The sequence below is a fragment of the Amycolatopsis jejuensis genome (assembly GCF_000717335.1).
In the GTDB taxonomy this organism is placed as follows: Bacteria; Actinomycetota; Actinomycetes; order Mycobacteriales; family Pseudonocardiaceae; genus Amycolatopsis; species Amycolatopsis jejuensis.
Genome location: NZ_JNYZ01000007.1, coordinates 278,315 through 302,337 on the forward strand (window position 1 = coordinate 278,315; position 24,023 = coordinate 302,337).

General features: G+C 70.4%; 17 protein-coding genes. 6 read left to right on the forward strand and 11 right to left on the reverse strand.

Features of this window, described 5'->3' with window-relative positions:
- Positions 1-225 precede the first annotated feature (225 nt).
- Complete coding sequence (locus OO71_RS11350) at positions 226-1,155, forward strand: LLM class flavin-dependent oxidoreductase (protein ID WP_033289639.1); 930 nt, start codon at positions 226-228, stop codon at positions 1,153-1,155.
- A 3-nt stretch (positions 1,156-1,158) separates the two neighbouring features.
- Here OO71_RS11350 and OO71_RS11355 read toward each other — a convergent pair whose 3' ends face one another.
- On the reverse strand, positions 1,159-1,923 hold the full coding sequence (locus tag OO71_RS11355; RefSeq protein ID WP_033289640.1) for an SGNH/GDSL hydrolase family protein: 765 nt from the start codon (positions 1,921-1,923) through the stop codon (positions 1,159-1,161).
- 114 nt (positions 1,924-2,037) lie between these two features.
- On the opposite strand from OO71_RS11355, the gene OO71_RS11360 reads away from it, so the two are divergent.
- Positions 2,038-3,312, forward strand: coding sequence for a glycosyltransferase (locus OO71_RS11360; protein ID WP_169776522.1), 1,275 nt, complete (start codon positions 2,038-2,040; stop codon positions 3,310-3,312).
- Here the strand turns inward: OO71_RS11360 and glgC are convergent.
- From glgC to OO71_RS11385, 5 genes are all read right to left on the reverse strand, one after another.
- The gene (gene glgC, locus OO71_RS11365; RefSeq protein WP_033289641.1) at positions 3,309-4,526 is read right to left on the reverse strand and encodes a glucose-1-phosphate adenylyltransferase; all 1,218 of its coding nucleotides are present in this window, start codon (positions 4,524-4,526) and stop codon (positions 3,309-3,311) included. The genes OO71_RS11360 and glgC overlap by 4 nt on opposite strands.
- Complete coding sequence (glgA, locus tag OO71_RS11370; RefSeq protein WP_033289642.1) at positions 4,523-5,680, reverse strand: glycogen synthase; 1,158 nt, start codon at positions 5,678-5,680, stop codon at positions 4,523-4,525. Before glgA ends, glgC begins: the two co-directional genes overlap by 4 nt.
- A gap of 49 nt (positions 5,681-5,729) precedes the next feature.
- Positions 5,730-6,479 carry a putative protein N(5)-glutamine methyltransferase gene (locus OO71_RS11375; RefSeq protein WP_033289643.1) on the reverse strand — a complete coding sequence of 250 codons (750 nt, stop codon included), beginning with the start codon at positions 6,477-6,479 and terminating at the stop codon, positions 5,730-5,732.
- Between the two features lie 19 nt (positions 6,480-6,498).
- Positions 6,499-7,614 carry an acyl-CoA dehydrogenase family protein gene (locus OO71_RS11380; protein WP_245633638.1) on the reverse strand — a complete coding sequence of 372 codons (1,116 nt, stop codon included), beginning with the start codon at positions 7,612-7,614 and terminating at the stop codon, positions 6,499-6,501.
- A gap of 109 nt (positions 7,615-7,723) precedes the next feature.
- Positions 7,724-8,209, reverse strand: a complete 486-nt coding sequence (locus OO71_RS11385; protein ID WP_033289645.1) for a universal stress protein — start codon at positions 8,207-8,209, stop codon at positions 7,724-7,726.
- A gap of 195 nt (positions 8,210-8,404) precedes the next feature.
- Here OO71_RS11385 and OO71_RS11390 point away from each other — a divergent pair, with 195 nt between their 5' ends.
- Positions 8,405-10,477 (forward strand): AMP-binding protein, encoded by a 2,073-nt coding sequence (locus OO71_RS11390; protein WP_033289646.1) that lies wholly within the window; start codon positions 8,405-8,407, stop codon positions 10,475-10,477.
- A gap of 12 nt (positions 10,478-10,489) precedes the next feature.
- Here the strand turns inward: OO71_RS11390 and OO71_RS11395 are convergent, their stop codons facing one another.
- Positions 10,490-14,623 carry a tetratricopeptide repeat protein gene (locus OO71_RS11395; protein ID WP_033289647.1) on the reverse strand — a complete coding sequence of 1,378 codons (4,134 nt, stop codon included), beginning with the start codon at positions 14,621-14,623 and terminating at the stop codon, positions 10,490-10,492.
- Between the two features lie 108 nt (positions 14,624-14,731).
- Positions 14,732-15,682, reverse strand: coding sequence for a LysR family transcriptional regulator ArgP (locus tag OO71_RS11400; RefSeq protein ID WP_245633639.1), 951 nt, complete (start codon positions 15,680-15,682; stop codon positions 14,732-14,734).
- Positions 15,683-15,749: 67 nt separating this feature from the next.
- On the opposite strand from OO71_RS11400, the gene OO71_RS11405 reads away from it, so the two are divergent.
- The 3 genes from OO71_RS11405 (at position 15,750) to OO71_RS11415 (ending at position 21,163) form a co-directional block, all read left to right on the forward strand.
- Positions 15,750-16,358, forward strand: a complete 609-nt coding sequence (locus OO71_RS11405) for a LysE/ArgO family amino acid transporter (RefSeq protein ID WP_425388666.1) — start codon at positions 15,750-15,752, stop codon at positions 16,356-16,358.
- 212 nt (positions 16,359-16,570) lie between these two features.
- On the forward strand, positions 16,571-18,700 hold the full coding sequence (locus OO71_RS11410; RefSeq protein WP_211260489.1) for a transglycosylase domain-containing protein: 2,130 nt from the start codon (positions 16,571-16,573) through the stop codon (positions 18,698-18,700).
- A gap of 825 nt (positions 18,701-19,525) precedes the next feature.
- Positions 19,526-21,163, forward strand: a complete 1,638-nt coding sequence (locus OO71_RS11415) for an AMP-binding protein (RefSeq protein WP_211260490.1) — start codon at positions 19,526-19,528, stop codon at positions 21,161-21,163.
- 31 nt (positions 21,164-21,194) lie between these two features.
- On the opposite strand, the gene OO71_RS11420 is transcribed toward OO71_RS11415, so the two are convergent.
- From OO71_RS11420 to OO71_RS11430, 3 genes are all read right to left on the reverse strand, one after another.
- A complete protein-coding gene (locus tag OO71_RS11420) occupies positions 21,195-21,608 on the reverse strand; it encodes an ATP-binding protein (protein WP_033289650.1) in 414 nt (137 codons plus the stop codon).
- 2 nt (positions 21,609-21,610) lie between these two features.
- Positions 21,611-21,982, reverse strand: coding sequence for an STAS domain-containing protein (locus OO71_RS11425; protein ID WP_051791432.1), 372 nt, complete (start codon positions 21,980-21,982; stop codon positions 21,611-21,613).
- Between the two features lie 440 nt (positions 21,983-22,422).
- Positions 22,423-24,021 (reverse strand): glutamate synthase-related protein, encoded by a 1,599-nt coding sequence (locus OO71_RS11430; RefSeq protein ID WP_156096254.1) that lies wholly within the window; start codon positions 24,019-24,021, stop codon positions 22,423-22,425.
- Between the last annotated feature and the right edge of the window lie 2 nt (positions 24,022-24,023).

Here is a 24,023-nt window from a genome sequence, read left to right on the forward strand (position 1 = left end):
ACAGCCGCGACGCTACCTCGGATCCCGGTTACGCCGAGGTTACGCCACCCTTGCTGACCTGCAAAAACGCGAAGACCAGCACGAGCGGGACCGGGGCCGGGCCGTTCCGCCACCCGCGGCGGTTGCCTCGACGGTCACGGCACCCCGCCGAAGAGGGCAAGGACCGTGGCGGCGGCCGCGCAACTCCGGAAAGGTCGGGCGAAGAACACTCAGGGGAGGACAACAATGACGATCTTCGGCATCGCCCTCGATTCCGGGTTCAGCGGGGCCGTGGAGAGCGACGGCGACCCCGCCCGGCTCATCGCCGACGCGCAGGAAGCCGACCGTGCCGGGCTGGACATCGTGACCGTGTCCGATCATCCGTACCACGCCGGTCAGCTCGACGCGTACGCCACGCTCGGGTTCGTGCTCGGCGCGACCACCGGCGTGAGCGGCGCGGTGACCGTGACGAACCTGCCGGTCCGCCCGGCTCCGGCGCTGGCCAGGACGGTCAGCGCACTGTCGACGCTGTCCGGCGGGCGGATCAAGCTCGGCGTCGGCGCCGGCGTGTTCTGGGACCGGATCGAGGCATTCGGGGCCGAACGCCGCACCCCGGCCGAGGCCGTCCGGCTCCTCGCCGAAAGCATCACGCTGATCCGCGCGCTCACCGGCGGCGGCGAGCCGATGACGTTCGACGGCGAGTTCCACCACGTCACCGACCTGGCGCCGGCCGCAGCCCCGACGCCGCCGATCTGGACCGGGTCGATCGGGCCCGCGTCGCTCGCGGTCACCGGGCGGCTCGCCGACGGCTGGGTGCCCGCCGCCGCGCAGGACTGGCGCAGCGACCTGATCGCGCGGTCCCGTCCGGTGATCGACCGGGCCGCTGCCGAAGCGGGCCGCGACCCGTCCGCGATCGCCACGATCTACAACGTCTTCGGCGCGATCAGCGCCGATTCCGCGCCGATCACCCGCAGCACCGGCGAATTCGGCATCGCCCAGCTCGCCGGGTCGGTGCAGTCGTGGATCGACGAACTGGTCGTCGCGGTCCAGGAGCACGACGCGGCCGGGTTCGTGTTCTTCCCGGTCGTCGGCACCGCTGCCGAGAAGGAGGCTTCCCGGCAGCGGTGGCTCCACGAGGTCGTCCCCGCCGTGCGGGCGGCGACGAAACGGGACTGAGGGTCAGCAGATACTGCCGAGGCTGGACGTCCAGCCCCACCACATGCCGTACTCGGCGAGGTTGCCCGCGTCGTTGAGGTGGATGTTGTCCGACGTCCACGGGCTCGGGTTGGGCAGGTTGGCCGCACCGGCGGGCGGGATGTACTGGCGGAGGTCCACGAGCGCGGTGCCCTTCGTGACCGCCATCTGGTGGATCACCGAGGCGTACTGCGACCAGGTGTACTTCTGCGTCGAACCGCCGTACGGGTTGGGCGTCCACTTGAGCTCGGCGTAGATCGACATCAGGATGTCGACCCCCGGGCGCGCCGCGCGGATGCTGTCGATGACCTTGCCGAGGTTGACCTGGAACGTCGCCGGGTCGACCTGCGCGATCAGCTCGTTGCCGCCGAGGTCGACGAGCACGAGGTCGGGCTGGCGCTGGGTGAGGTCGGGAAGCGCGGCGGTGGTGTCGGCCCAGCGCCCGCCGGGGAGGTAGTCGGCGGCCAGCGCGCCGTTGTGCGCGTAGTTCTTGGTCGCGGTGCCCCATTCCGCATGCAGGTCGTTCGCGAGCTTCGTGGTCCACCCGTACGTGGTGGGCGCGTAAGTGTCCGTAGTGGACTGATAGCCCGTGGTGCCGTAGCCGGTGTCGGCGGAGGTGCCGAGGATGGCCACGTTGGCCTTGCGGGTGCACCAGGTGCTGGTCTGCGCCGCATCCGCGGTGACGGACGTGGACACGGCGATACCGAAGCCGACCAAGGTCAGCAATGCCGCAATTCGGGCTCTGCGCATGGGAATCGGTGCCTTTCCGGGAAGTCGATCTGCGCCGGATGTCGCCGGAAGGCGCCCGCTCGTTACCGATTATCCGGATGCGCCCGCGGTACCGTTTCTGGCAGGGTCGGCGGCGTGAAGATCTTGTTCGCCACGGCGCCCGGGTACGGGCTCACCCTCCCCCTGATTCCGCTGGTCTGGGCCGCCCGCGCCGCCGGGCACGACGTCCTGCTCGCCACCACGTCCGAAATGACCGACGTGGGGGCGCGGGCCGGTCTGCCGGTCTGCGACGTGTTTCCCAGTCGTGATGTGTGGACGGATCTGCTCGCGACGGTGACGGACGAAACGGCCGACGACGCCGGTCAGCCGGAGGAGTACCGGCTGGCCCGGCGCACCCCTGGTCCGTTCGGTCTGTTCACGGCGACGATGACCGAGGGGACGATCGAGGCGGGCCGGGCGTTCGGTGCCGACCTGATCGGGTACACCTCCGATCACGGGGCCGGGATGCTCGCCGCGGCCGGGCTCGGGGTTCCCGGGCTGGAGGTGGGGAACCGGATCTCGTGGTCGACCCGGGATGTCGATTGGCGGGCGGAGCATTACGACTTCGGTGACAACGAGATTGCCACGGTGATGCGGAAGAAGCTCGGGCTGGGGGACGCGCGGCCGGAGGTGGTCGCGCGGATTGATCCGCGGGCGCCGAGCATGGGTGGGATGTCCGCGGGGCAGGACCATGCCGACGAGCGCGATGGGATGCCTTGGTGGCCGATGCAGTTCGTGCCGTTCAACGGGGGTGCTGTTGTTCCGGAGTGGGCGTTGCGGCGATCGGAACGGCCGCGGGTCGCGGTGACGTTGGGGACCGTGGTGCCGGCGATGTCCGGGGTCAGCAGTCTGAAGGTGGTGCTGGAGGCGCTTGGCGGGATGGACGTCGAGGTGGTGCTGGCGGCTGGTACCGCGGACCTGAGTGAGCTCGGGGAACTGCCGGGGAATGTGCGGTCGGTGGGGTATTTGCCGTTGTCGGTGTTTCTGCCTGGCTGCGCGGCGATTGTTCATCATGGCGGGTCCGGGTCTACGGCGGCGCCGTTGTTTTACGGGGTGCCGCAGTTGGTGCTGCCTTCGTTTGCGGACAATCCGATGTCGGCGGAGAGGGTTGTTCAGCGAGGGGTGGGGCTGAGTCACGATCCGGCCACTTTGGATGTCACCACTGTGCGGACTTCGGTTCGGCGGTTGATCGAGGAGCCGGGTTTTCGTGCTGCTGCGGCCGAGGTTCGGGAGGAGATGGCGGCGCAACCTTCGCCTGCCGAGGTTCTTGCCCGTGCCGTTGGTGCTCTTGGCGGGGTGGCGGAGAAGTCCGTGAAGGGAACCATGAGGGAATCAGATTCCGTGATGGTTCCCTTCACGGACATCGGCTAGATGGCGGTTTCGCCCTTTCCCAGTACGACAATCCCGAAATCGCTCACGTGGTAGTGGCCGCGGTCGCGGGCCAGGTCGACGCCGATGTGTGCACCTGGGGGGACAACTACGTTCTTGTCCAGGATTGCTCGGCGTACGACTGCGCCGCGGCCGACTCGGGCGCCGTCCAGCAGAACCGAGCCTTGTACCACTGCGCCGTTGTCCACCAATACATCCGGGGACAATACCGAATCCACTACCTGCGCACCGGAAATGATGCAGCCGTTGCTGACGATCGACTGGGTTGCCGTTCCGCCTTCAACGAACTTTGCGGCGGCGCGCTGGCCGGGATGGGCCAGGATCGGCCACTTTCGGTTGTACAGGTTGAAGATCGGGGACGTCGAAATCAAGTCCGTGTGCGCGTCGTAGTAACTGTCGATCGTCCCTACATCGCGCCAGTAGCCGTGGTCTCGTTCCGTTTCGCCGGGGACGACGTTGCCCGTGAAGTCGTAAACCGCCGCCTCCGACTTCTCCACCAGCGCCGGGATGATGTCACGGCCCATGTCGTGTTTGGACCCGGCATTCTTCGAGTCCGCGCGCAGAGCGTCGATCATGACCTGCGTCGTGAAGACGTAGTTGCCCATCGACACGTACGATTCGTCCGGCGAGTCCGGCAGACCCGGCGGGTCGTCGGGCTTTTCCAGGAATGCGTCGATCTTCGACCCGTCGGCGGTGCGGATCACGCCGAACGAGCCGGCCTCCGACCTGGGTACCCGGATTCCGGCGACCGTCACGCCTGCGCCGGAGGCGATGTGCGCGTCGATCATCTGCCTCGGGTCCATCCGGTAGATGTTGTCCGCGCCGAACACCGCGATGTAGGCGGGCGATTCGTCGTGCACGAGGTTGAGGCTCTGGTGGATCGCGTCCGCGCTGCCCTGGAACCAGCGCGGGCCGAGGCGCTGCTGTGCGGGTACCGGCGTGACGTACTCGCCGGTCAGCGACGACAGCCGCCACGTCGTGGAGATGTGCCGATCCAGGGAATGCGATTTGTACTGCGTCAGCACGCAGATCCGGCGGATTCCGCCGTGCACGAGATTCGACAGCACGAAATCGATCAGCCGGTGCACGCCACCGAACGGGACCGCGGGTTTCGCGCGGTCGGTGGTGAGCGGCATGAGCCGTTTGCCCTCGCCGCCGGCGAGGACGATGCCCAGTACGTCGGAGCCGTCGATCACGGTGTCCTCCCGCAAGCCTCGTAGACCCCGACCGTCGCGGCGGCGATCGCGGCCCAGCCGAACTCTCCCACTGCCCGGTCCCGTCCGGCCAGACCCAGCCGGGTGGCGCGGGCCCGATCGGCGGCCAGGTCGTTGATCCCGCGCGCGAGCCCGGCTTCGAACGCGCCGGGCTCGGTTTCGTCGTAGTGCACCAGCACCCCCGTTTCGCCGTCGGCCACCACCTCCGGGATGCCGCCGACGTCGCTGGCCACCACCGCGGTCCCGCACGCCATCGCCTCGAGGTTCACGATCCCGAGCGGTTCGTAGACCGACGGGCACACGAACACCAGCGCATGCGTCAGCAGCTGCACGACCTCCGGCCGCGGCAGCATCTCTGGGATCCAGTGGACGCCGGACCGCTTCTCCTGCAGCTGCGCGACCAGCCCGCGGAACTCCGCGTCCAGCTCCGGTGTGTCGGCGCCGCCGGCACAGAGCACGAGCTGCACGTCCTCGTCGAGCGCGGCCCCGGCCCGCACGAGATGCGGCACGCCTTTCTGCCGCGTGATCCGCCCGACGAACAGCGCATACGGCCGGTCCGGGTCGATGCCGTGCTTCGCGAGGACGTCCGTGCCCGGGTCGGGACGGTAGAGCTCGGTGTCGATGCCGTTGCGCACCACGTGCACGCGCGCCGGGTCGACCTCCGGGTACGCGGCGAGGACGTCGCGGCGCATTCCGGAGCTGACCGCGATGATCGCGTCGGCGGCCAGGTACGCGTCACGCTCGATCCAGGACGAGACACGGTAGCCGCCGCCGAGCTGTTCGGCCTTCCACGGCCGCAGCGGTTCGAGCGAATGCGCGGTGATCACGTGCGGGATGCCGTGCGCGAGTTTCGCGAGGTGCCCGCCGAGGTTGGCGTACCACGTGTGGCTGTGCGCGAGGTCGTGCCCGGCGAGGGCGTCGGCCATCGAGACCGCGATGTCCATGGTGGCGAACGCAGGCTGGGCGTACCCGTGTGCGTCGCGGTGCCCGTGCGCGCCGTCCGGACGGTCGGGGCCCCAGCAGTGCACGTCGAGGTCGACCAGCGACCGCAGCTCCCGCGCGAGGAATTCGACGTGCACCCCCGCTCCCCCGTAGACGTCCGGCGGGTACTCCCGGGTGAGCAGGCCGACCTTCATGCCTCGACCCTAGACGTCCCGGCCGTCCGGACGCAGTACGGAAAGCGGGCTAAAACCGATCGCCGACCACGACTGTCGCACCCAGGTCGTCGTCGTGCTCGATCGACGCGGCCAGACCGGCCCGGCGGACCTCGGCTGCGGCGGCCGGAGCCTGCCGTCCACCCGCCTCGAACAGGACGTGTCCCCCGGGCGCGAGCCAGGCCGGTGCCTCGGCGACGACGCGGCGCAGCACGTCCAGACCATCGGACCCGCCGTCGAGTGCCACGCGGGGTTCGTGGTCGCGTGCCTCGGGCGGCATGAGGGCGACTTCGCCGGTGGGCACATACGGGACATTCGCGATCAGCACGTCGACGTGGCCGCGCAGCCGCGGCGGGAGCGGAGCGTAGAGATCGCCTTCGTACACCGCACCGGGCACGTTCTGCCGTGCGCAGCGCACCGCAGCGGGCTCGATATCGGTTGCGTGCAGCTCGATCCCGGGTACCTCCGCGGCGACGGTGGCACCGAGCGCGCCCGAGCCGCAACACAGGTCGAGCACCACGGATTCACCGTGGGCGAACCCGGCGGCGAGCCGCACGAGCAGCTCGGTGCGATGCCGCGGAACGAACACCCCGGGCGCGACGACGTACCGCCGCCCGGCGAACTCCGCCCAGCCGAGCACGTACTCCAGCGGCTCCCCCGCGACCCGCCGCGCGACCATGGCGCGGAGCTCGTCCCCGGACGCTGCGGCGGTGAGCAGCCGCGCCTCGTCCTCGGCGAACACGCATCCGGCCGCGCGCAACTCCTCGACGACATCGCCCACCCAGGCACCTTAGCCCTGGTCAGAGCAGTTCGGTTTTCGTGGGCCGGCCGAGCAGCAGGCGGCCGGTCAGCCCGTACATCGCGGTGCCGACCTGGTGGTGCGCAGTCACGGTGTGCGCGTCGCGGAACCGGCGCTGCAGCGGTGAATCGTCGAAGATCGCGGTGCCACCGCCGAGGTCGTACATCGATCGCGCGACATTCGCCGATACCTGCGCCGCATACGTACTCGCCAGCCGCAGATCGACCTTGACCCGCTGGGGAATCTCGGCCGATTCCTGCGCCGCCTGCCACGCGTCGTCGATCGCCCGGTAGTAGAACTCCCGCGCCGCCCGCAGCGACGCCTCGGCTTCGGCAACCGCGGAATGCGTCGCCGAGCGCTCCGCGAGCAACCGGCTCGACCCCGACGGCTGCTTGGTACCGGCCAGCTCGATCAGTTCGGTGATCGCCCCGCGCGCATTGCCGAGCGCTGCCGCCGCGATCGACGCCGCGAAGAACCCGAAGACCGGGAACCGATGTAGTGGCCCGGCATCCGCGGGCGGACCGTCCAGCAGGGAGAACACCCGGCGCTGCGGGACGAAGACGTCGTCCGCCGTGGTGTCGTGGCTGCCGGTCCCGCAAAGGCCCGACGTCCGCCAGTTGCCCAGGATCTCCAGTTCGGCCGTCCGCACCGCGACGACCACCGGTTTGCCGCCGAGAAACCCGCCGAGGAAGATCCAGTCGGCGTTCGAAACCCCGCTGCAGAACGGCCAGCGGCCGGTGACCGTGACCCCGCCGCCGGCCTCGGTCATCGTGCCGCGCTGCGCCCAGACCCCCACGGCGACGGCGTCCGGATCGCCGTACACCTCCGCCCCGCCCTCGGGCGATACGTAGGCACTGTTCAAGCTGCTGGTCGCCGCGATCGACACGCACCATCCGGCGGACGCGTCCGCCTCGGCGACCCGCTCGGCCGCCCGCAATGCGGCCGCGGGCGGAGGTTCCGTGCCGCCGAGCCGCCGCGGCAACCCGGTCCGCAGCAGCCCGGACGCCCGCGCCGCCGCCTCGACCGCAGGTGCCAGCGCCCGCAGGCGTTCCGTCTCCGCCGCGTGCGCACCCGCAACGGCCGCCAGCGTCTCCGCTGCTTCGAGAAGCTCGTCCACCATGACTCCGTCCGGCCGGGATGACTGCCACGGCGACGATCACCAAGCGGGCGTCCGGGGTCAACCTCCGCGCCGGGGCCGATGCCCGTCCGCCCCCGGATCGGGCCGCTCAGGGCACGACCACCACCGGCCAGGTCGCGGCCCGCACGAGGCGGTTGCCGACCGACCCGACGAGCCGGTGCCCGCCCTGCTCGGACGCGCCGACCACGACCAGGTCCGCGTTCTCGTCGAGCGCGGCCTGGCGCAGCTCGGGAAACGTTTCGCCACGGCGTACCGCGAAAGTGACCGGCACCTGCAGGTCGGCTGCGCGGTCCCGCAGTTCGGCCCGCAGCTGTTCGATTTCTTCCTCGAAAGTCTGCTGCTGCACGTCGACCACCGCAGCCGCGGCGAGGCCGGTCCACACCGTCGGCGCGGCCACGTACACCACCACCAGCCGGGCACGCTGCCGCCGGGCGAGACCTCCGGCGTACGCCGTCGCGCGCAAACCGGTCGGCGAAGTGTCCGCGCCGACCAGGATCACGCGCGGTCCGTCGGTGCCCCGTTCGTACGGACCCGGGTCCCAGCGCGGCCCGTACTCCTCGACCAGTTGCTCCACCCGCCCATTATGTCCGCGCTGCCGGACCTCGCCCGTCCGCCTCCGCACCGGGCCGGGAGAAAATTCCCACCATGTTGGATTTTGCGCCGTTCGGAGTATCCCGGACCCTCGGCAACTGGTAGCGTGCCCGCCACCTGACACGCGTCCGGAAAGGACCGGGGAGCCCACACGCGTGCTGCGGCGAGGCGGATCGCGATGCGAGACGATGTGGTCGAGGCGAGTGCGGTCATCGGGCATCGGCCCGAGCAGGTGTGGCAGATCGTCGGCACGCCGGAGCTGTACTCCCGGTTCGTGCCCGCCGTCAGCTGGTGCGAGATCACGCGGGCGGCCGAGCGCGGCCGCGGCCCGCACTGCCTGGTCCGGCTCGCGCCTGACCGGGAAACGCTGGCCGAGGGCATCGTCCACACCGCGGTGTGGCGCCCTGGCGAGCACGTGGTCTGGTGCGGGCTGCCGGACGAGCGCACCTGGGTGTCGGTCGAGCTGCGCCCGGAAGGCCGCGGCAGCACGGAAATCGTGCTGCGGATGATGCTTCCGTCGCTGCCGCCCGGGCATTCCGCACTGCTCTCGCGCAGCACGGTGCGCGGCCTGCTCCGGCAGCTCGCCAAGCGGATCGACCAGCAACTGTCGGCGCTCCCGGGTGACCCGCCGGAACACGAGCGCGCAACCGCCCTGCGCACGGCCAACACGCTGGTCCGCGCGGGGGTGCTCGCCGCCGGACGGCCGGACAAAGTGGTGCGGCAGCTCAGTTCTTTCGCTCAATGGGGTGCGACGCTGGCCGGCGGCTACCTCGCCGCGGCCGCACGCGGAGCCGACGACGTCGCCGTGCACGACGAGCGCAACAGCCGCACCTTCGGCGAGATCGACGAGCGCAGCAACCAACTGGCGAACGCGCTGGCTGCGCTCGGCGTACGGCCCGGCGCGCGGGTCGCGCTGATGTGCCGTAACCACGCGGCGATGGTCGAAGCGTTCGTGGGCTGCAGCAAGCTCGGCGCCGACGTCGTCCTGCTCAACACCGGCCTCTCCCCCGCCGCCGTCGAGGAGGTGCTCACCGAGCACGCGCCTGCCGCGGTACTGGCCGACGACGAGTTCGCCCCGATCATCGCTTCCGTGCCAGGGGATTTCCCGCGCGTGAGCATGTGGGACGACGCCGAGCAGGGGTACCGGACGATCGACGAGCTGATCCACGACGCGCCGGGCACGCGGCCGAAACCGGCCGAGCGCGAGGGCCGGATCGTCGTGCTCACCTCCGGCACCACCGGCGCCCCGAAAGGCGCGCGCCGTCCGACCCCGAAGGGCGTGAGCACGTCCGCGACCATCCTGTCCCGGATTCCGTTGCGGGCACGGGACAAAATCGCCGTGGCCGCACCGCTGTTCCACAGCTGGGGCCTGGCCGCGATGCAGCTCGGCATGGCGTTGCGGGCGGAACTGTCGCTGATCCGCCGTTTCGACGCCGAGCAGACGCTGCGGATGATCGCCGAGCACCGCTGTGACGCGTTGTTCGCGGTACCCATCATGCTGCAGCGGATCCTCGACCTGCCCGAGCGCGTGCGCAGCAGGTACGACCTGTCGTCGCTGCGGATCGTGGCCAGCAGCGGGTCGGCGATGCCGGGTGCGTTCGTGACGTCGTTCATGGACGTGTTCGGCGACGTCCTCTACAACTTCTACGGCTCCACCGAGGTTTCCTGGGCGAGCATCGCCGACCCGGTGGACCTGCGGGCGGCGCCGACCACCGCGGGCCGCTGCCCGCCCGGCACCCGGATCGCGATCCTCGACGACGACCGCCGCCCGGTCCCGCCCGGCGACGAGGGCCAGATCTTCGTGGGCAACGACATGCTGTTCGACGGCTACACCAACGGGTCCAGCGTGCCGCGTGCACACGACCTGATGGCGACCGGCGACGTCGGGTACCAGGACGCGTCGGGACGGCTGTTCGTCACCGGGCGGGCGGACGAGATGATCGTGTCCGGCGGCGAAAACGTGTTCCCGCGTCCGGTGGAGGAGGCGCTGGCCGCACTGCCCGGGGTTTCGGACGCCGCGGTGGTCGGCGTCCCGGACGACGAGTTCGGCCAGCGGCTCGCGGCGTACGTCGTGCTCCGCCGCGGAGCCCGCATGCACGCCGACGACGTGCGGCACTACATCCACCAGCGCCTCGCGCGCTTCGCCGTGCCACGCGACGTGTACTTCGTCCCGGAACTCCCCCGCAATGCCACCGGAAAGATCGTGAAACGCCTGCTGAACGACGATTTGTGGCCGCTGCCGCAGTCCTGATCCAGTCCTGAGCTACAGCCTCGCCAGCTGCCCCTGCGGCCCCGGGCTGACCGCCGCGGCGGTAACGCTGAACCGGCCGGGGCCGAAGGTCTCCTCGCCGGTCGGACCGGACGAGATCTGCCGGATGCTCGCGCTGAGGTCGGCCTCGACGCCGCCGGGGAGCTTCAGCCGGATCAGGAACGGCAGCACCAGCCCGAGGACCACGAGCCCGACGAGGACCGGCGTGAGCGTCGTCAGCATCACGCCGCTTACCTTGTCGGACAAGAAGAACGCGGTCCACAACGCCGCCAGCGCGGCGATCCCCACGACCACCACCACGACACTGCCCGCGGTGCTGCTGCGGGTGATCCGCAGGCTCTCCTCCATGATCTGCAGGCTGCGCTGCGCTTCGACGTTGCCCGGGTCGATCTTCACGCACCGGCGCAGGTCGCGGATCGCCTTACGACGTTGCGCAGGCTTCGCGGGGAAGTCACCGGCGGACTCGGCCAGCTTGTACCGCGCGACTGCTGCCACGAAGTACGGCTCGGCTTCGTTCGAGGCAAGGGAAATCGCCTCCTGCGCGTGCGCGAGCGCGTCCGCGTGGAACTGCCTGCCCTGCGTGGCGTCGCCGCGCTCGATCAGCAATTTGGCCACTGCCACCAGCAATTGCCAGCGCGGCAGGTCACAGTCGTTGCGGCGCAACGCTTGCTGTAACACGTCTTCGCCCTCGACGAAATCCCCCGCCGACCGCGTGAGCGCCACCGCGAGCCCGAGGCTGGCGCTCCCGTTGGCCGGGTCGATCTGCCGGGCCTGCCGGAAATGCCGGACGGCACCGGCCCCGGGTTCGCTCGCCGGATCGTCGATCGCGCGCTGCAGATGGAGATACCCGAGCTCGACGTGCGCCTGCGCGTCGTACCAGTCGCGGGCCAGCGCCGCGGTGAGGTGCTCCTCCGCTTCCTCGAACCGGCCGAGCTGGGAGTACAGCGCGCCGAGGTCGACGTAGCTCGCGTGATGCCGGTCCAGTTCGACCGCGCGGCGGAAATGCTGTTCCGCTTGGGCGAACTGCCTGCGCTGGTAGCCGAGGACGCCGAGGCAGGTGTGCGCCGCATGGTGCCGGGGTTGCTGTTCCAGCACGGAAAAACACAGCTGCTCGGCCTCGTCCCGGCCCCGCGGCGTCGCCTGCCGGACGAGGCACCAGGCCAGGCCGAACCGGTGGTCGACGCTGTCCGGTTCCTTCTCGCACGCCGTGCGGAACCGCTCCTCGGCCGCCGGGTAATCGCCTGCGGCGAACCGGACCCAGCCCGCCTGCGCGGCGGTTTCGGCTTCCTCTCCGGGATTCCGGTTGCCGTCTTCGAGGCGGACGAGCTCCTGATCGGCTTCGTCGAGCCGTCGGCTGTCGTGGTGGATCCAGACGAGTTCCCGGCGCAGCGCCCGGTTCCACGGCATCCGGCCGAGCGCTGCGACGACCCCGCGCTCGGCCTCGTCGAACCGCCGCAGCGACCGCAGCGCCGCCGATCGCCCGTTGATCGCGCTGACGTCCGCCGGATCGATCCGGAGCGCTTTCTCGAACCAGGTCAGGCTTTCCTCGTACTGCAGCTGCTCGTCGTGGAGCAGGCCGAGTTCGACGAGCAGGTCCGGCTCGTCCGGCCGCCGCCGGATCGCCTCTTTCGCCGCGGCCTCGGCCTCGTCGTACCGGTCGAGCTCGCCCAGCGCGGTCACCTGGCCCACCAGCGCGGATTCGTGCAGCGGGTCGGCTTCGAGGACTTGGCGGAGGGTCGCCAGCGCGTCCTCGAAACGGTCCTCGTCGCCTTCGAGCCAAGCCCGCTCCACCAGCAGGTCCGGGGCGTCCGGGTGCAGCGCGAGCGCTTCCTTCAGTGCGGCGCGGGCCTCATCGAACCGGCGCAGCCGCCGCAGCATGGTGACCCGCCATTCCAGCGCACCGGCATGCCGCGGCTCCACCTCCAGCACGCGCTCGTACCACTGCAGCCCGGCCTCCGGCCCGACCCAGACGCTGTGCAGCGACGCCATGTTCATGAACGCGAGCACGTTGTCCGGCTGCCGGTCGAGGATCGCCTGGTTGGCGGCCTTGGCCTCGTCGAACCGGCGCAGCCGGAAGAACGTGACCGACTGGGAGCGCAACGCCCATTCGTACGCCGGATCGAGCGCGAGCGCCCGGGCGAAGCTGTCCAGCGCGTCGTCGAGGCGCTGCCGGTCGAAGCGCAGCCAGCCCTGCTGCACGAGAAGGCCCGGGTCGTCCGGACGCCGTCCGATGGCTTCGGCTGCCGCCGCTTCCGCCTCGTCGAACCGTCGCAGCCGACGCAGGATCGCGACCCGCTCCCCCAGCGCGCTGGCGTATCCCGGGTCGACGTCCAGCGCCCGCGCGCACCAGCGAAGAGCCGACTCGAGCCGGTTGCGGTCGCCTTCCAGCCAGGACCAGTGCACCAGCAGGTCGACGTCGTCGGGGCAGTGCCGGAGTCCTTCTTCGAAGACCTCCTCGGCCTCGGCGAACCGGCGCAGGGAGGCCAGCATCGCCACGCGCGACCGCCACGCCCAGGCGTGCTCCGGGTCGACGTCCGCGGCCTTCCGGAACGTCTCCAGTGCCTGCTCGTACTCGTATCGTGCGTCGTGGATCCAGCCCAGCTGCACCAGCAGATCCGGGTCTTCGGGATCGCTTTGGGCCACTGCTTCGGCGTCGGCGTAGCGGCGCAGCAGGCGCAGGGCCAACGCCTTCGACCGCAGCGCGATCCGGTGCTCCGGGTCGAGGTCCAGCGCCCGGTCGTACCAGGTCAGCGCCGCTTCATAGCGGTCCTGATCCGCCTCGATCCAGCCCATGACGACCCAGCAGCTCGCGTTGTCCGGGCTCCGCTCCGCGACCTCCCGCGCCGCCTTCTCGGCCGTCTCGAACCGCCGCAGCACGCGAAGCACGAACAGGCGGCCCAGCTGCGCGTCGGTGTCTTCGGGATCAACGCCCAGCGCGCGCTCGTACCAGCTCAGCGCCTCCTCGAACCGGGACCGGTCCTCAGCCACCTTTGCGGCCTGCACCAGGAAGGCCGCGTCGTCCGGGAAACGCTCCACGGCTTCCTGCACGGCCCTCGCCGCCTCGTCGAACCGCTTCAGCTCGTGGAGCACCCGCACGCGGGCCCGGGCGGCGAACTCGTTCCACGGTTCGAGCGCCTGCACTCGCCCGAACCAGTCTGCGGCTTCCTCGAACTGCTCCCGGCACTCGGCGAGCCAACCTCCTTGCAGCAGGAGATCGGCATCGTCCGGACGGAGTTCGAGCGCCGCCTGCAAGGCCGTCTCGGCCTCGTCGTAACGCTCCAGCTGCCGCAGTGCGCTCAGCCGCCATTCGAGCGCCCGGCCGTACTGGGGCTCGATCGCCAGCGCCTGCTCGTACCAGGCGAGGGACTCCTCCTCGCGATCCCGGTCGTCCTCCACCCAGCCCAGCGCCACCAGCAGCCGCGGTTCCCGTGGCCGCAGCGCGATCGCGGCCCGGCCGGCGGCTTCGGCCTCGTCGAACTGTTCGAGCCGGCGCAGCGCCCCCACCTTGAGCCGCAACGCCCATTCGCTGCGCGGATCGACCTCCAGCGCCCGCTCGAACCAGCCGAGAGACTCCGCGCAGCAGTCCCGTTCGTCCTCGATCCAGCCCATCGTGACCAGCGGATCGGGGCTGCCGGGATACCGGTCGATCAGCTCCTGTGCCGCTGCCACCGCCTCGTCGAACCGCCGCAGCGACGCCAGCGTCATCACCCGCCAGCGGCCCGCCCGGACATGCCCCGGATCGGCCGCCAGCGCCTGCTCGAAGAACGGCAGCGCGCCGGCCCAGTCCTGCTGGTCGCAGTACACCCGCGCGCGAGCATGGAGGATTTCGGCCTCCGGGCGGTCCGCTGCCACCTCCTCCGCCGCGGCGAACCGCCGCAACCGGCTCAGCGCGGCGACCTGCCACGCCACCGCTTCCGGCGGCGCATCGGGACACCGCACGGCCCGCTCGAAGGACTCGAGGGCCTCCTCGCGGTGGTACAAGTGGAGCTGAGCCTTCCCGAGCGCGATCCAGCGCTCCGGATCGTCCGGGCAGTCCTGCACCGCCTTGCGGCCCAGGTCCTCCGCCTCGCTCATCCTCCAGTCGTCGCACAGCCGGTCGATGGCCTCGGCAGCGGCCGGTTCCGTCACGGGCGTTCCTTCCCCTCAGCAGGTCCGCGCACAGCATGCCTGGTGCGGGCCGGTTCCGTCACGGTGTTCCTCGCACCCCGGCGCTGGTCCGCGCACAGCATGCCCGCGTCACCGGCCTTCCTTCCCCTCCGCAGCCGCGCGCACAGCATGCCCGGCGCGGCCCGTTCGTGTCTGCCGTTTCGCCGGGTCCAACGCCCGCCCAGCCGCCTTCCGGACCGCCTCGGCCACCGCAGCCAGCGGCGGTGACTCGAGCTTCCACTGCTGCCAATACAACGCGACGTCCGCAGGCCGGTCCGGGGCGAGGTCAACCAGGTCACGGCCACGCAGCTGCAGCTCCGGCACCATGCCCCACGCCAGCCCGGCCGCCACGGCGTCCACAAAGGACACTGACGCTGGTACGTAATGCCGGACCGGGCTCGGCAGCCGACGTCGGGTCAGGCGGCGCAAGAAACGGTCCTGCAGGTCGTCTTTGCGGTCGAACAGCACAGCCGGCGCGGCGGGCAGGCGCTCGGCCAGCGAACCGCCGTCGAGCCAGCGCGCGGCGAACTCCGGGGACGCCACGGCGCGGTAGCGCATCGAGCCGAGGCGGGTCACCGTGCAGCCCTGCACCGGCTGCGGCGTTGCCGTGACCGCGGCCATCACGAGACCCTCGCGCAACAGCACGGCGGTGTGATCCTGGTCGTCGCTGCGCAGGTCGAAGGAGATCGGCGGCTCGGCGGGTACGGCTTCGAGCGCGGACAGGAACCAGGTGGCCAGCGAGTCGGCGTTGACCGCGATGGGCAGCGTGGTCGCGCCGCCCGGCCCGCCCAGCGCGGCCCGGGTGTCGGCTTCGAGCCGGGTCAGCTGGCGGGCGAACCGCACGAGGACCTCGCCGGATTCGGTGAGCCGCACGGGTTTCGACCGCAGCACGAGCACCCGCCCGATCCGCTGTTCGAGCGCCTTCACGCGCTGGCTCACCGCGGGCGGCGTCACGTGCAGCACCGCCGCGGCCCGGTCGAACGACTGCTCGTCCACGACCGCGAGCAACGTGCGGACCTGGTCGAGCGGAAGGTCGGACATCACAGTTGCTTATCTTAGATCAGAATCTTTACCTGGAGTTAAGTACCGCCGCAGCCGTAGCGTCGGGATCGTGTTCGCTCCGCTGACCGCCGGATTCGGCACCGGCCTGTCCCTCATCGTCGCCATCGGCGCGCAGAACGCGTTCGTCCTCCGGCAAGGGCTGCGCGGCGGCGTCGTGCTGCCGGTGATCCTCGTGTGCACGCTGTCCGACGCGGTCCTCATCGCGGCGGGGGTGAGCGGGATCGGCGTGGTGCTGCACAACTGGCCGTCGGCGATCGGGGTGATCCGGATCGTCGGCGGGATCTTCCTGGTGGCATACGGGATTCTCGCCGCATACCGGGTATTCCGCCCAGCCGCACTCACAGTCTCGCCGGACGCCCTGACGTCTCGTCGCCGCACCCTGCTCACCTGCCTCGCGCTCACCTGGCTCAACCCGCACGTATATCTCGACACCGTGCTGCTGGTCGGTTCCGTCGCGGCCGGACACGGCGACGGACGCTGGCTGTTCGGCATCGGCGCAATCGTCGCGAGCGCGGTCTGGTTCAGCGCGCTCGGCCTTGGTGCGCGCCGGCTTTCCGGGGTCTTCGCGCGACCGGCCGCTTGGCGCGCACTGGACGCGCTGATCGCGGTGACGATGGCCGCGCTGGGGATCGCGCTCCTGCTCGAACGGGGATGAACCGGGAGGCTCCCGGTGAATGGTCGCTCAGCCGTTGCGCGGTCCGGCCGACACGCCGCGCGGAAAATTGATCGGCCTCCGGAGAACCTTTTCGCGGATCTCGGCGTCTGGGTAAGTGCGACCGCATCAGCGATCGTGACCGCACCGCCCGGAAGGCCGCCCGATGACACACCCCCGCCCGCGCCGCACATTCCTGCCCGGACCGGCCTAACGTGGGTACCGTGGCTCGTCGCAAGGGGATCGCCCCGTTCCTGGGTTTGTGTGTGCTGGCCGGAATACTCGTCGCCGGAACGCTGGCGCCGGCGGCGATCGGTGCCGGGGTGCTGTCCAACCGGATCAGCACTTCGGTGGACGCGATCTCGGCCGATCTCGTGCGCGCGGAACCGCCGCTCGTCACCACGGTGACGGACCGGAACGGCGGGACGATCGCGACTTTGTACGCACAGGACCGGATTCCGGTCACCCCGGCGCAGATCGCCGCCACGATGAAGGCCGCGATCGTCGACATCGAAGACCGGCGGTTCTACTCCGAAGGCGGCGTCGATCCGCAGGGCATGCTGCGGGCGGCCGTGCACGACAGCTCGGGCGGGAACCTGCAGGGCGCGTCCACGATCACGCAGCAATATGTCAAGAATTACCTGGTGAACGTCGTCGACCGCAACGACAAGACGGCACAGCAACGGGATCAGGAGGATTCGCTGGCCCGCAAGCTGCGCGAGGCGAAGATGGCGGTGCAGCTGAACCAGACGGTGCCGAAGGACGAAATCCTCGCGGATTACCTGAACGTGGTGGAATTCAGCGGCACGGTGTACGGCGTCGGCGCCGCCGCGCAAGCGTATTTCGGGACGACAGCGGACAAATTGACCGTACCGCAGGCCGCGTTGCTGGCCGGAATGGTGAACAACCCCAACGTCTACAACCCGTACACGCATCCGGACAAGGCGCTCCAACGGCGCAATCTGGTGATCGACGCGATGGTGTCCGCCCGCTCGATCCCGGCTTCCTACGCAACCACCGCGAAAGCGACGCCCCTCGGCGTCACCGGCACCCGCCCGCAAGCGCCGCCGAGCACGTGCATGGGCGCGGCACCGGACGCCGGATTCTTCTGCGCGTACGCGGTGCATTACCTCGAACAGTCCGGCCTCACCGCAGACCAGATCGACACCGGCGGGTACACGGTGAAGACGACGCTCGACCCACGCGTGAGCCAGGTGACGAAGGACGCGGTCGACGCGAACGTCCCGACCACACAGGACGGGGTCGCCAACACCTTCGCGGTGATCCAGCCGGGCAGCGACGGGCACCAGGTCCTCGCAATGGTGTCGAACCGCAACTACGGCACCGATCCGGCACAGGGCGAAACGTCCTCGAACATCGTGGCGGACGCGAGCAACAAGTTCGGCGCAGGCTCGTCGTTCAAGATCTTCACCTCGGCGGCCGCGATGGTCACCGGCAAGGCAGGGCTGAACACACCCCTGCCGAACCCGTTCAGCACCTGCTTCACCCCGCCGAACGCGAACCAGTACACGCATTGCTACCCGGTGAGCAACGACGGCGCGGGCTACCCCGACCCGATCTCGCTGGCGAGCGGGCTGGCAACGTCGCCGAACGTCGCTTTCGTGGGCCTCGAATCGCAAGTAGGCATGCCGGCGGTCCTGGACATGGCCCGGAAACTGGGCCTGCGCACCACAATGGCAACCAACGACGCAGGCACCAGACCGATCACCGACCCGGCCGATCCGCGGTCGAAAAACCCGCAGTACAACGAGCCGCAGTCGCAGTATTTCCAGAACCTGCTGTCGTTCACCCTTGGCAACAGCCCGGTGAGCCCACTGGAAATGGCGAACGTGACGGCAACCCTGATGAGCGGCGGCACCTGGTGCCCGCCGACCCCGATCCTGTCGGTGACCGACCGCCACGGAAACCCGGTAGCGTTGCACCAGCAGGCGTGCGAACAGGTAATCCCACCGGGCGTCGCGAACACCCTGGAAGCAGGCCTGAGCCAAGACACCACCACCGGCACCTCGGCGACCGCCGCCCACGCCGCCGGCTGGACCCACCCGGACATCGGCAAGACGGGCACCACACAGGAAAGCGAATCAGTGGCATTCGTCGGCGGAGTCGACCACTACGCCGTCTCGTCCATGGTCTTCGCCGACGGCCCCCACCCGGAGGAAATCTGCCCAGGCACCCCAGTCCACCTGGGCACCTGCGGCCACGGCGCATTCGGCGGCACAGTCGCCGCACCGCCGTACTTCCACGCAATGACGAGTTTACTGGCCGACCAGCCGGACGTCCCGATCCCACCACCGGATCCGCAATACCTGGACGCCCACCCCTGACCCCGCTCCCGGCTCGGCTGCACGCGACCGCCCCGGCCCGACACCCCGCCCAGACAAGGAGGACCACCCCGGACGCGGCTTCCCGGGCCACCAGACCGCCGACACGCAAGCCACCAGACGGCGCAGCCCGCTACGCAGCGCAAGCTGCTCCGGCGGCGCAGGCCGCTCCGGCGGCGCAGGCCGCTCCGGCAGCGCAAGCCGCCCTGGCGGCAGGCCGCCCAACCGCCGGGCAGCACAGGCAACTGACCCACTGAACCACTCCGCCCACAAACCCGCGGCCGCCCACCCACCGCCCCGCCCACATTCCGTGAAGGGAACCATCACGGAATCTGATTCCCTCATGGTTCCCTTCACAGCCCCCCACATTCCGTGAAGGTTCCCTTCACAGCTTCCCCCACCACCCAAGCCGCACGCGCGAACCCAACTCAAGCCGGGCAGCCAGCCCCCGCCCTGCGCCCCGATACGAAGCCGAAAACACGGGCGGCGGTGGGTTGTCAAGGCATCTTTCCCGCCTTGACAACCCACCGCCGCCCGTAGTCACAATCCGGCTTCGGGGTGCTCCCACCGCCACGTCATCCCGCACCCAGACCCCAACCGCCGCCAATGCGCGGAACAGACCAAGCCGCACGGAATGAGACCGCACAACCAGCCCGGCGCGCCCCAAGCCCCCGCCCCACAGACCGCCCACAGACCGCCTCACGAACCGCCCACGAACCGCTGCTCTCCGTACTCCCCCAAACCCCCTCCGCAACCATCCGATGTTGCGTCTTCCTGACGGTCGTAAAACGTATTACAGTAGCTTCCGCGTGATAACCGAAGCCTGAAATGGGGTCAGTGGTGGTGCAGCTCCAGCCGAGTGCGCATGTGGACACGTTCTGCCGGGATCACCTCCCGCCGTTCGAGCAGTGGCCTCGACTCACCTTCGACCTGCCCGAACTCCACTACCCGGACCGGCTCAACGCCGCCACCCGACTGCTCGACGACACCGTCGCGCGCTGGGGCGCGGACCGGCCCGCCGTGCTTTCGCCCACCAGCTCCTGGACGTACGGCGAGCTCCAGACCCGCGCGAACCAGATCGCGCACGAGCTCACCGCGCTCGGCGTCGTACCGGGGAACCGCGTCTTGCTGCGCGGGCCCAACACGCCGTGGCTCGCCGCGTGCTGGCTCGGCGTGTTGAAGGCCGGGGCGGTCGCCGTCGCCACCATGCCGATGTTGCGGGCGCACGAGCTGGCCAAGATCGTCGACGCCAGCTCGCCCGTGGTGGCGTTGTGCGATCACCGCTTCCCCGACGAGCTGCGGACTTTCGACCTGCCCATCGTCACCTACGGCGGCGACAGCGCCGACGACCTCGCGGCCCGCTGCGCCACCCGGCCCGAAACGTTCGAGGACGTCGACACCGCTGCCGACGACGTCGCGATCCTCGCGTTCACCTCCGGCACCACCGGCCGTCCCAAGGCCACCATGCATTTCCACCGCGACCTGCTCGCGATCGCCGACACCTTCTCCCGGCACATCGTGCAGCCCCGCGAGACCGACCTCTTCTGCGGCACTCCGCCGCTCGCGTTCACCTTCGGCCTTGGCGGTCTGCTGGTGTTCCCGTTGCGCGCCGGAGCCGCGACGTTGCTCGTCGAACGCGCCACCCCGGCCGAGCTCGCCGACCTCGCCGCCGAGCACCACGTCACCGTCCTCTTCACCGCGCCCACTGCGTACCGGGCGATCCTGGCGTCGGACAAGCGGGCGCAGCTGGCGAAGCTGCGCCGCGCGGTCTCGGCCGGTGAAGCGCTGCCCGAGGCCGTAGCGCTCGATTTCCACGAGGCCACCGGCAACTGGCTCATCGACGGCATCGGCAGCACCGAAATGCTGCACGTGTTCATCTCCGCCGCCGACGACGACACCCGCCCAGGCGCCACCGGCCGCGCCGTGCCGGGGTACCGCGCGCAGGTCGTCGACGACAACGGCGACCCGGTCCCCGACGGCACCCCCGGCCGCCTCGCCGTGCAGGGCCCCACCGGATGCCGCTACCTCGCCGACGACCGGCAGACCGTCTTCGTCGAGAACGGCTGGAACCTCACCGGCGACACCTACGTCCGCGACTCCGACGGCTACTTCCACTACCGCGCCCGCAGCGACGACATGATCGTGTCGTCCGGCTACAACATCGCCGGTCCCGAGGTGGAGGAAGTGCTGCTGCGCCATCCGGACGTGGTGGAGTGCGCCGTCGTCGCGGCCCCGGACGACGCACGCGGTTCGATCGTCGCGGCGTACGTCGTGCTCAACGAGGGCGTCGAGGGCAACGACGCGAAGGTCAAGGAACTTCAGGACTTCGCGAAAAACCTTGCTGCGCCGTACAAGTACCCGCGGCGGGTGGAGTTCGTCAAGGACCTGCCGCGCAACCCGAGCGGGAAACTGCAGCGGTACCTCCTCCGCCACCGCGCAGCCGGGGAAACCGCGCCGGTGAGCTGAGCCGTCACGGCGCCGAGCCAGAACCGAACCGTCACGGCTCCAGGTGCCAGCCCAGCGTGACCACCGTGCCGTCCACGCCGGTGCGCACGTCCGCCTCGTCGGCCGTCGCCTGCAGCAGCAGCAAACCGCGGCCGCGCAAGGACACCGGGTCGTCGGCGCCGTCCGGCGGGTGCCAGCGGCCGTGGTCGGTGATCACGACCTGCACGGAGCCGGGATGGCACACCGCATCGAGGTCGACCAGCCCGCTCTCCTCGCCCGGGTACGCGTGGTCGGCCACGTTCGCGAGGGCCTCGTACCCGGCGAGCACGATGTCGTGCGCCCGGTCTTCGGGGATGCCGGACGCCAGCGCCCAAGCCAGCAGCCGGTGCCGCAACGCGCGCAGCGCACCCGGCTCCGCGACGATGCCGTGGCAGCTGAGACCGCGGGTGCCCGCCTGCACGTCCACGCTCAGCCGCCCGACCCGGCGACCCCGGCCAAAGCCTGGTCGACCGACGTGAACAGGCCGATCCACTCGTCGAGCCCGGTGCTGGTGAACGGCCGCGAAGTAACCGCCGACGTACTCACGACGCGCAGCGCGCCCTCGTCGAGCCTGCGGTGCGCCCCGGCGAGCACCTGCAGCCCGGACGAACTCAGGAAATCGACCCCGCGCAGGTCGACGACCAGCACGCCGGGTTCACGTTCCAGCACCCCGCCGACGACCTCGCCCAGTTCGGGCGCAGTGACCAGATCGATCTCCCCGCCCACGGTCACCACCGCGGCCGGACCACGCCATCGCACGGAGACCTCGAGGTCGCCGGTGTCGTCTCCCGAAACAGCCACGATTGCCGATCGTGCCGGATCGGCGGCCCGCCCGCCAGGGCCCACCCGGTGAACCACCCGGGCCATCGTCCTGGAACCCGCAGTCGATCCCCGGCCAGCTGCCAGGTGCGCCCGAGGCCGTCCGGATCGGGCCCGAACTGCAAGACCAACCGCGCCCGGGCCCGCCGGTGAAACGATCGGGATCTGGCGCCGCCCAACCCCGCTGAGCTCAGCGGCGAAACGCGCCCCATCCCGCGAACCAGACCGCCTCAGCCGCCACCCGGCTCGGCAACGAAACGCCGCGCGCGCCCGGGCAGAATCCGGATCGGGCCTGAACTGCAGGAGCGACCGCGCCCAGGCCGGCAAACCGATCCACCTCCGCCGCCACCCAGCCCGGCACCGGAACAACCCTCAACCCACCAACCGGACACCATTCTCCCAACCCGGCACCGGAACACCCCTCACCCGGCAAACCGATCCGCATCCGCCGCCGCCCAATCCTCCGCCCAACCCGGCAGTGGTTCCGCAATCAGCTGGCCAGGCTCAAGCCAGTCGAACCACTCCGCGTACGACAGCACCGTCCGCGGGTCCACCCGGCGGCGCAGCTGGTGCGGCGCCAGCCCCGACGGGTCGTCCACCCCCATCGCGGCCATGATCCGCAACGCGCTCGCCACCGTGGCCTCCTGATAACGCCGCACCCGCAATGACTTGTCGCCGACATCCAGCGCCCGGGCCCGTCTCGGGTCCTGCGTCGCCACGCCCACTGGGCACCTGTTCGTATGGCACCGCTGTGACTGGATGCAGCCGACCGCGAACATCATCGCCCGGGCGGCGTTCGTGTAGTCCGCGCCCTGGATCAGGCGCTTCACCAGGTCTGCGCCGGTGGCCACCTTGCCGCTCGCGCCGAGGCGGATCCGGTCGCGCAGGCCGGTGCCCACCAGTGCATTGTGGACGATGTGCAGGCCCTCGGTGAGCGGCGTACCCAGGTGGTCGGCAAACTCCAGCGGTGCGGCCCCGGTGCCGCCTTCCGAGCCGTCGACCACGATGAAGTCCGGCGTCACGCCCTCCGCCAGCATTGCCTTGCACACCGCCAGCACCTGCCGACGGGACCCGACGCACAGCTTGATCCCGGTCGGCTTTCCACCGGCGAGCGCGCGCATCCGCGCCACGAACAGCACCAGCTCGCGCGGCGTCGAAAACACCCGGTGATACGGCGGCGACACCACGGTCTGCCCCACCGGCACCTCGCGTACCCGCGCGATCTCGGCGTTGACCTTGCTACCCGGCAGCACTCCGCCCATCCCCGGCTTCGCGCCCTGCGACAGCTTCAGCGACACACATTTCACCGCGTCCTGCGCGGCCTGCCGCGAGAACTCTTCGGGGTCAAAGTCGCCGTCGCGGGTTCGGCAGCCGAAGTAGCCCGTGCCGATTTCCCAGATCAGGTCGCCGCCGCCGCGCAGGTGGTACTCCGACAGCCCGCCCTCGCCGGTGTCGTGGGCGAAACCGCCGAGTGCGGCGCCGCGGTTCAGGGCGAGAATTGCGTTGGCGGACAACGATCCGAAGCTCATCGCCGACACGTTCAGCAATGCCATGTCATACGGCCTCGAACAGTCCGGCCCGCCGACCCGCACCCGCGGCGGCGAGTCCGGCACTGCCACCGGCGCGAGCGACGGGACCAGGAATTCGTACCCGTCGGCGTACACGTCCCGTTCCGTGCCGAACGGTTCCTCGGCGGCCGTCCCCTTGGCCCGCTGGTAGACGATCGACCGGACGTTACGGTCGTAGGGGCGGCCGTCGAAGTTGCGCTCCACGAAATACTGCTGCATCTCCGGCCGGATGCGCTCGAGCAGGAACCGCGCGTGCCCGAGGACCGGGTAGTTGCGCAGCACCGAATGCCGCCGCTGCACCAGGTCGTATACCCCGGTCGCGGCCGGCGCGAGCAGTGGTCCCGCGAGGAACCACCACCACGCCGACCCCGCCGCGGTCAGCACCACCGCCCCGCCCGCGAGCACCACCAGCCCCGCGACCAGCCCGAACCGGACCAGATTGAATCTCGCCACCC

Bases quoted from the DNA above. Each gene is read 5' to 3' on its own strand.
- OO71_RS11350 (WP_033289639.1), top strand. From the start codon at position 226: ATGACGATCTTCGGCATCGCCCTCGATTCCGGGTTCAGCGGGGCCGTG.
- OO71_RS11355 (WP_033289640.1), bottom strand. From the start codon at position 1,923: ATGCGCAGAGCCCGAATTGCGGCATTGCTGACCTTGGTCGGCTTCGGT.
- glgA (WP_033289642.1), bottom strand. From the start codon at position 5,680: ATGAAGGTCGGCCTGCTCACCCGGGAGTACCCGCCGGACGTCTACGGG.
- OO71_RS11390 (WP_033289646.1), top strand. From the start codon at position 8,405: ATGCGAGACGATGTGGTCGAGGCGAGTGCGGTCATCGGGCATCGGCCC.
- OO71_RS11400 (WP_245633639.1), bottom strand. From the start codon at position 15,682: ATGTCCGACCTTCCGCTCGACCAGGTCCGCACGTTGCTCGCGGTCGTG.
- OO71_RS11415 (WP_211260490.1), top strand. From the start codon at position 19,526: ATGGGGTCAGTGGTGGTGCAGCTCCAGCCGAGTGCGCATGTGGACACG.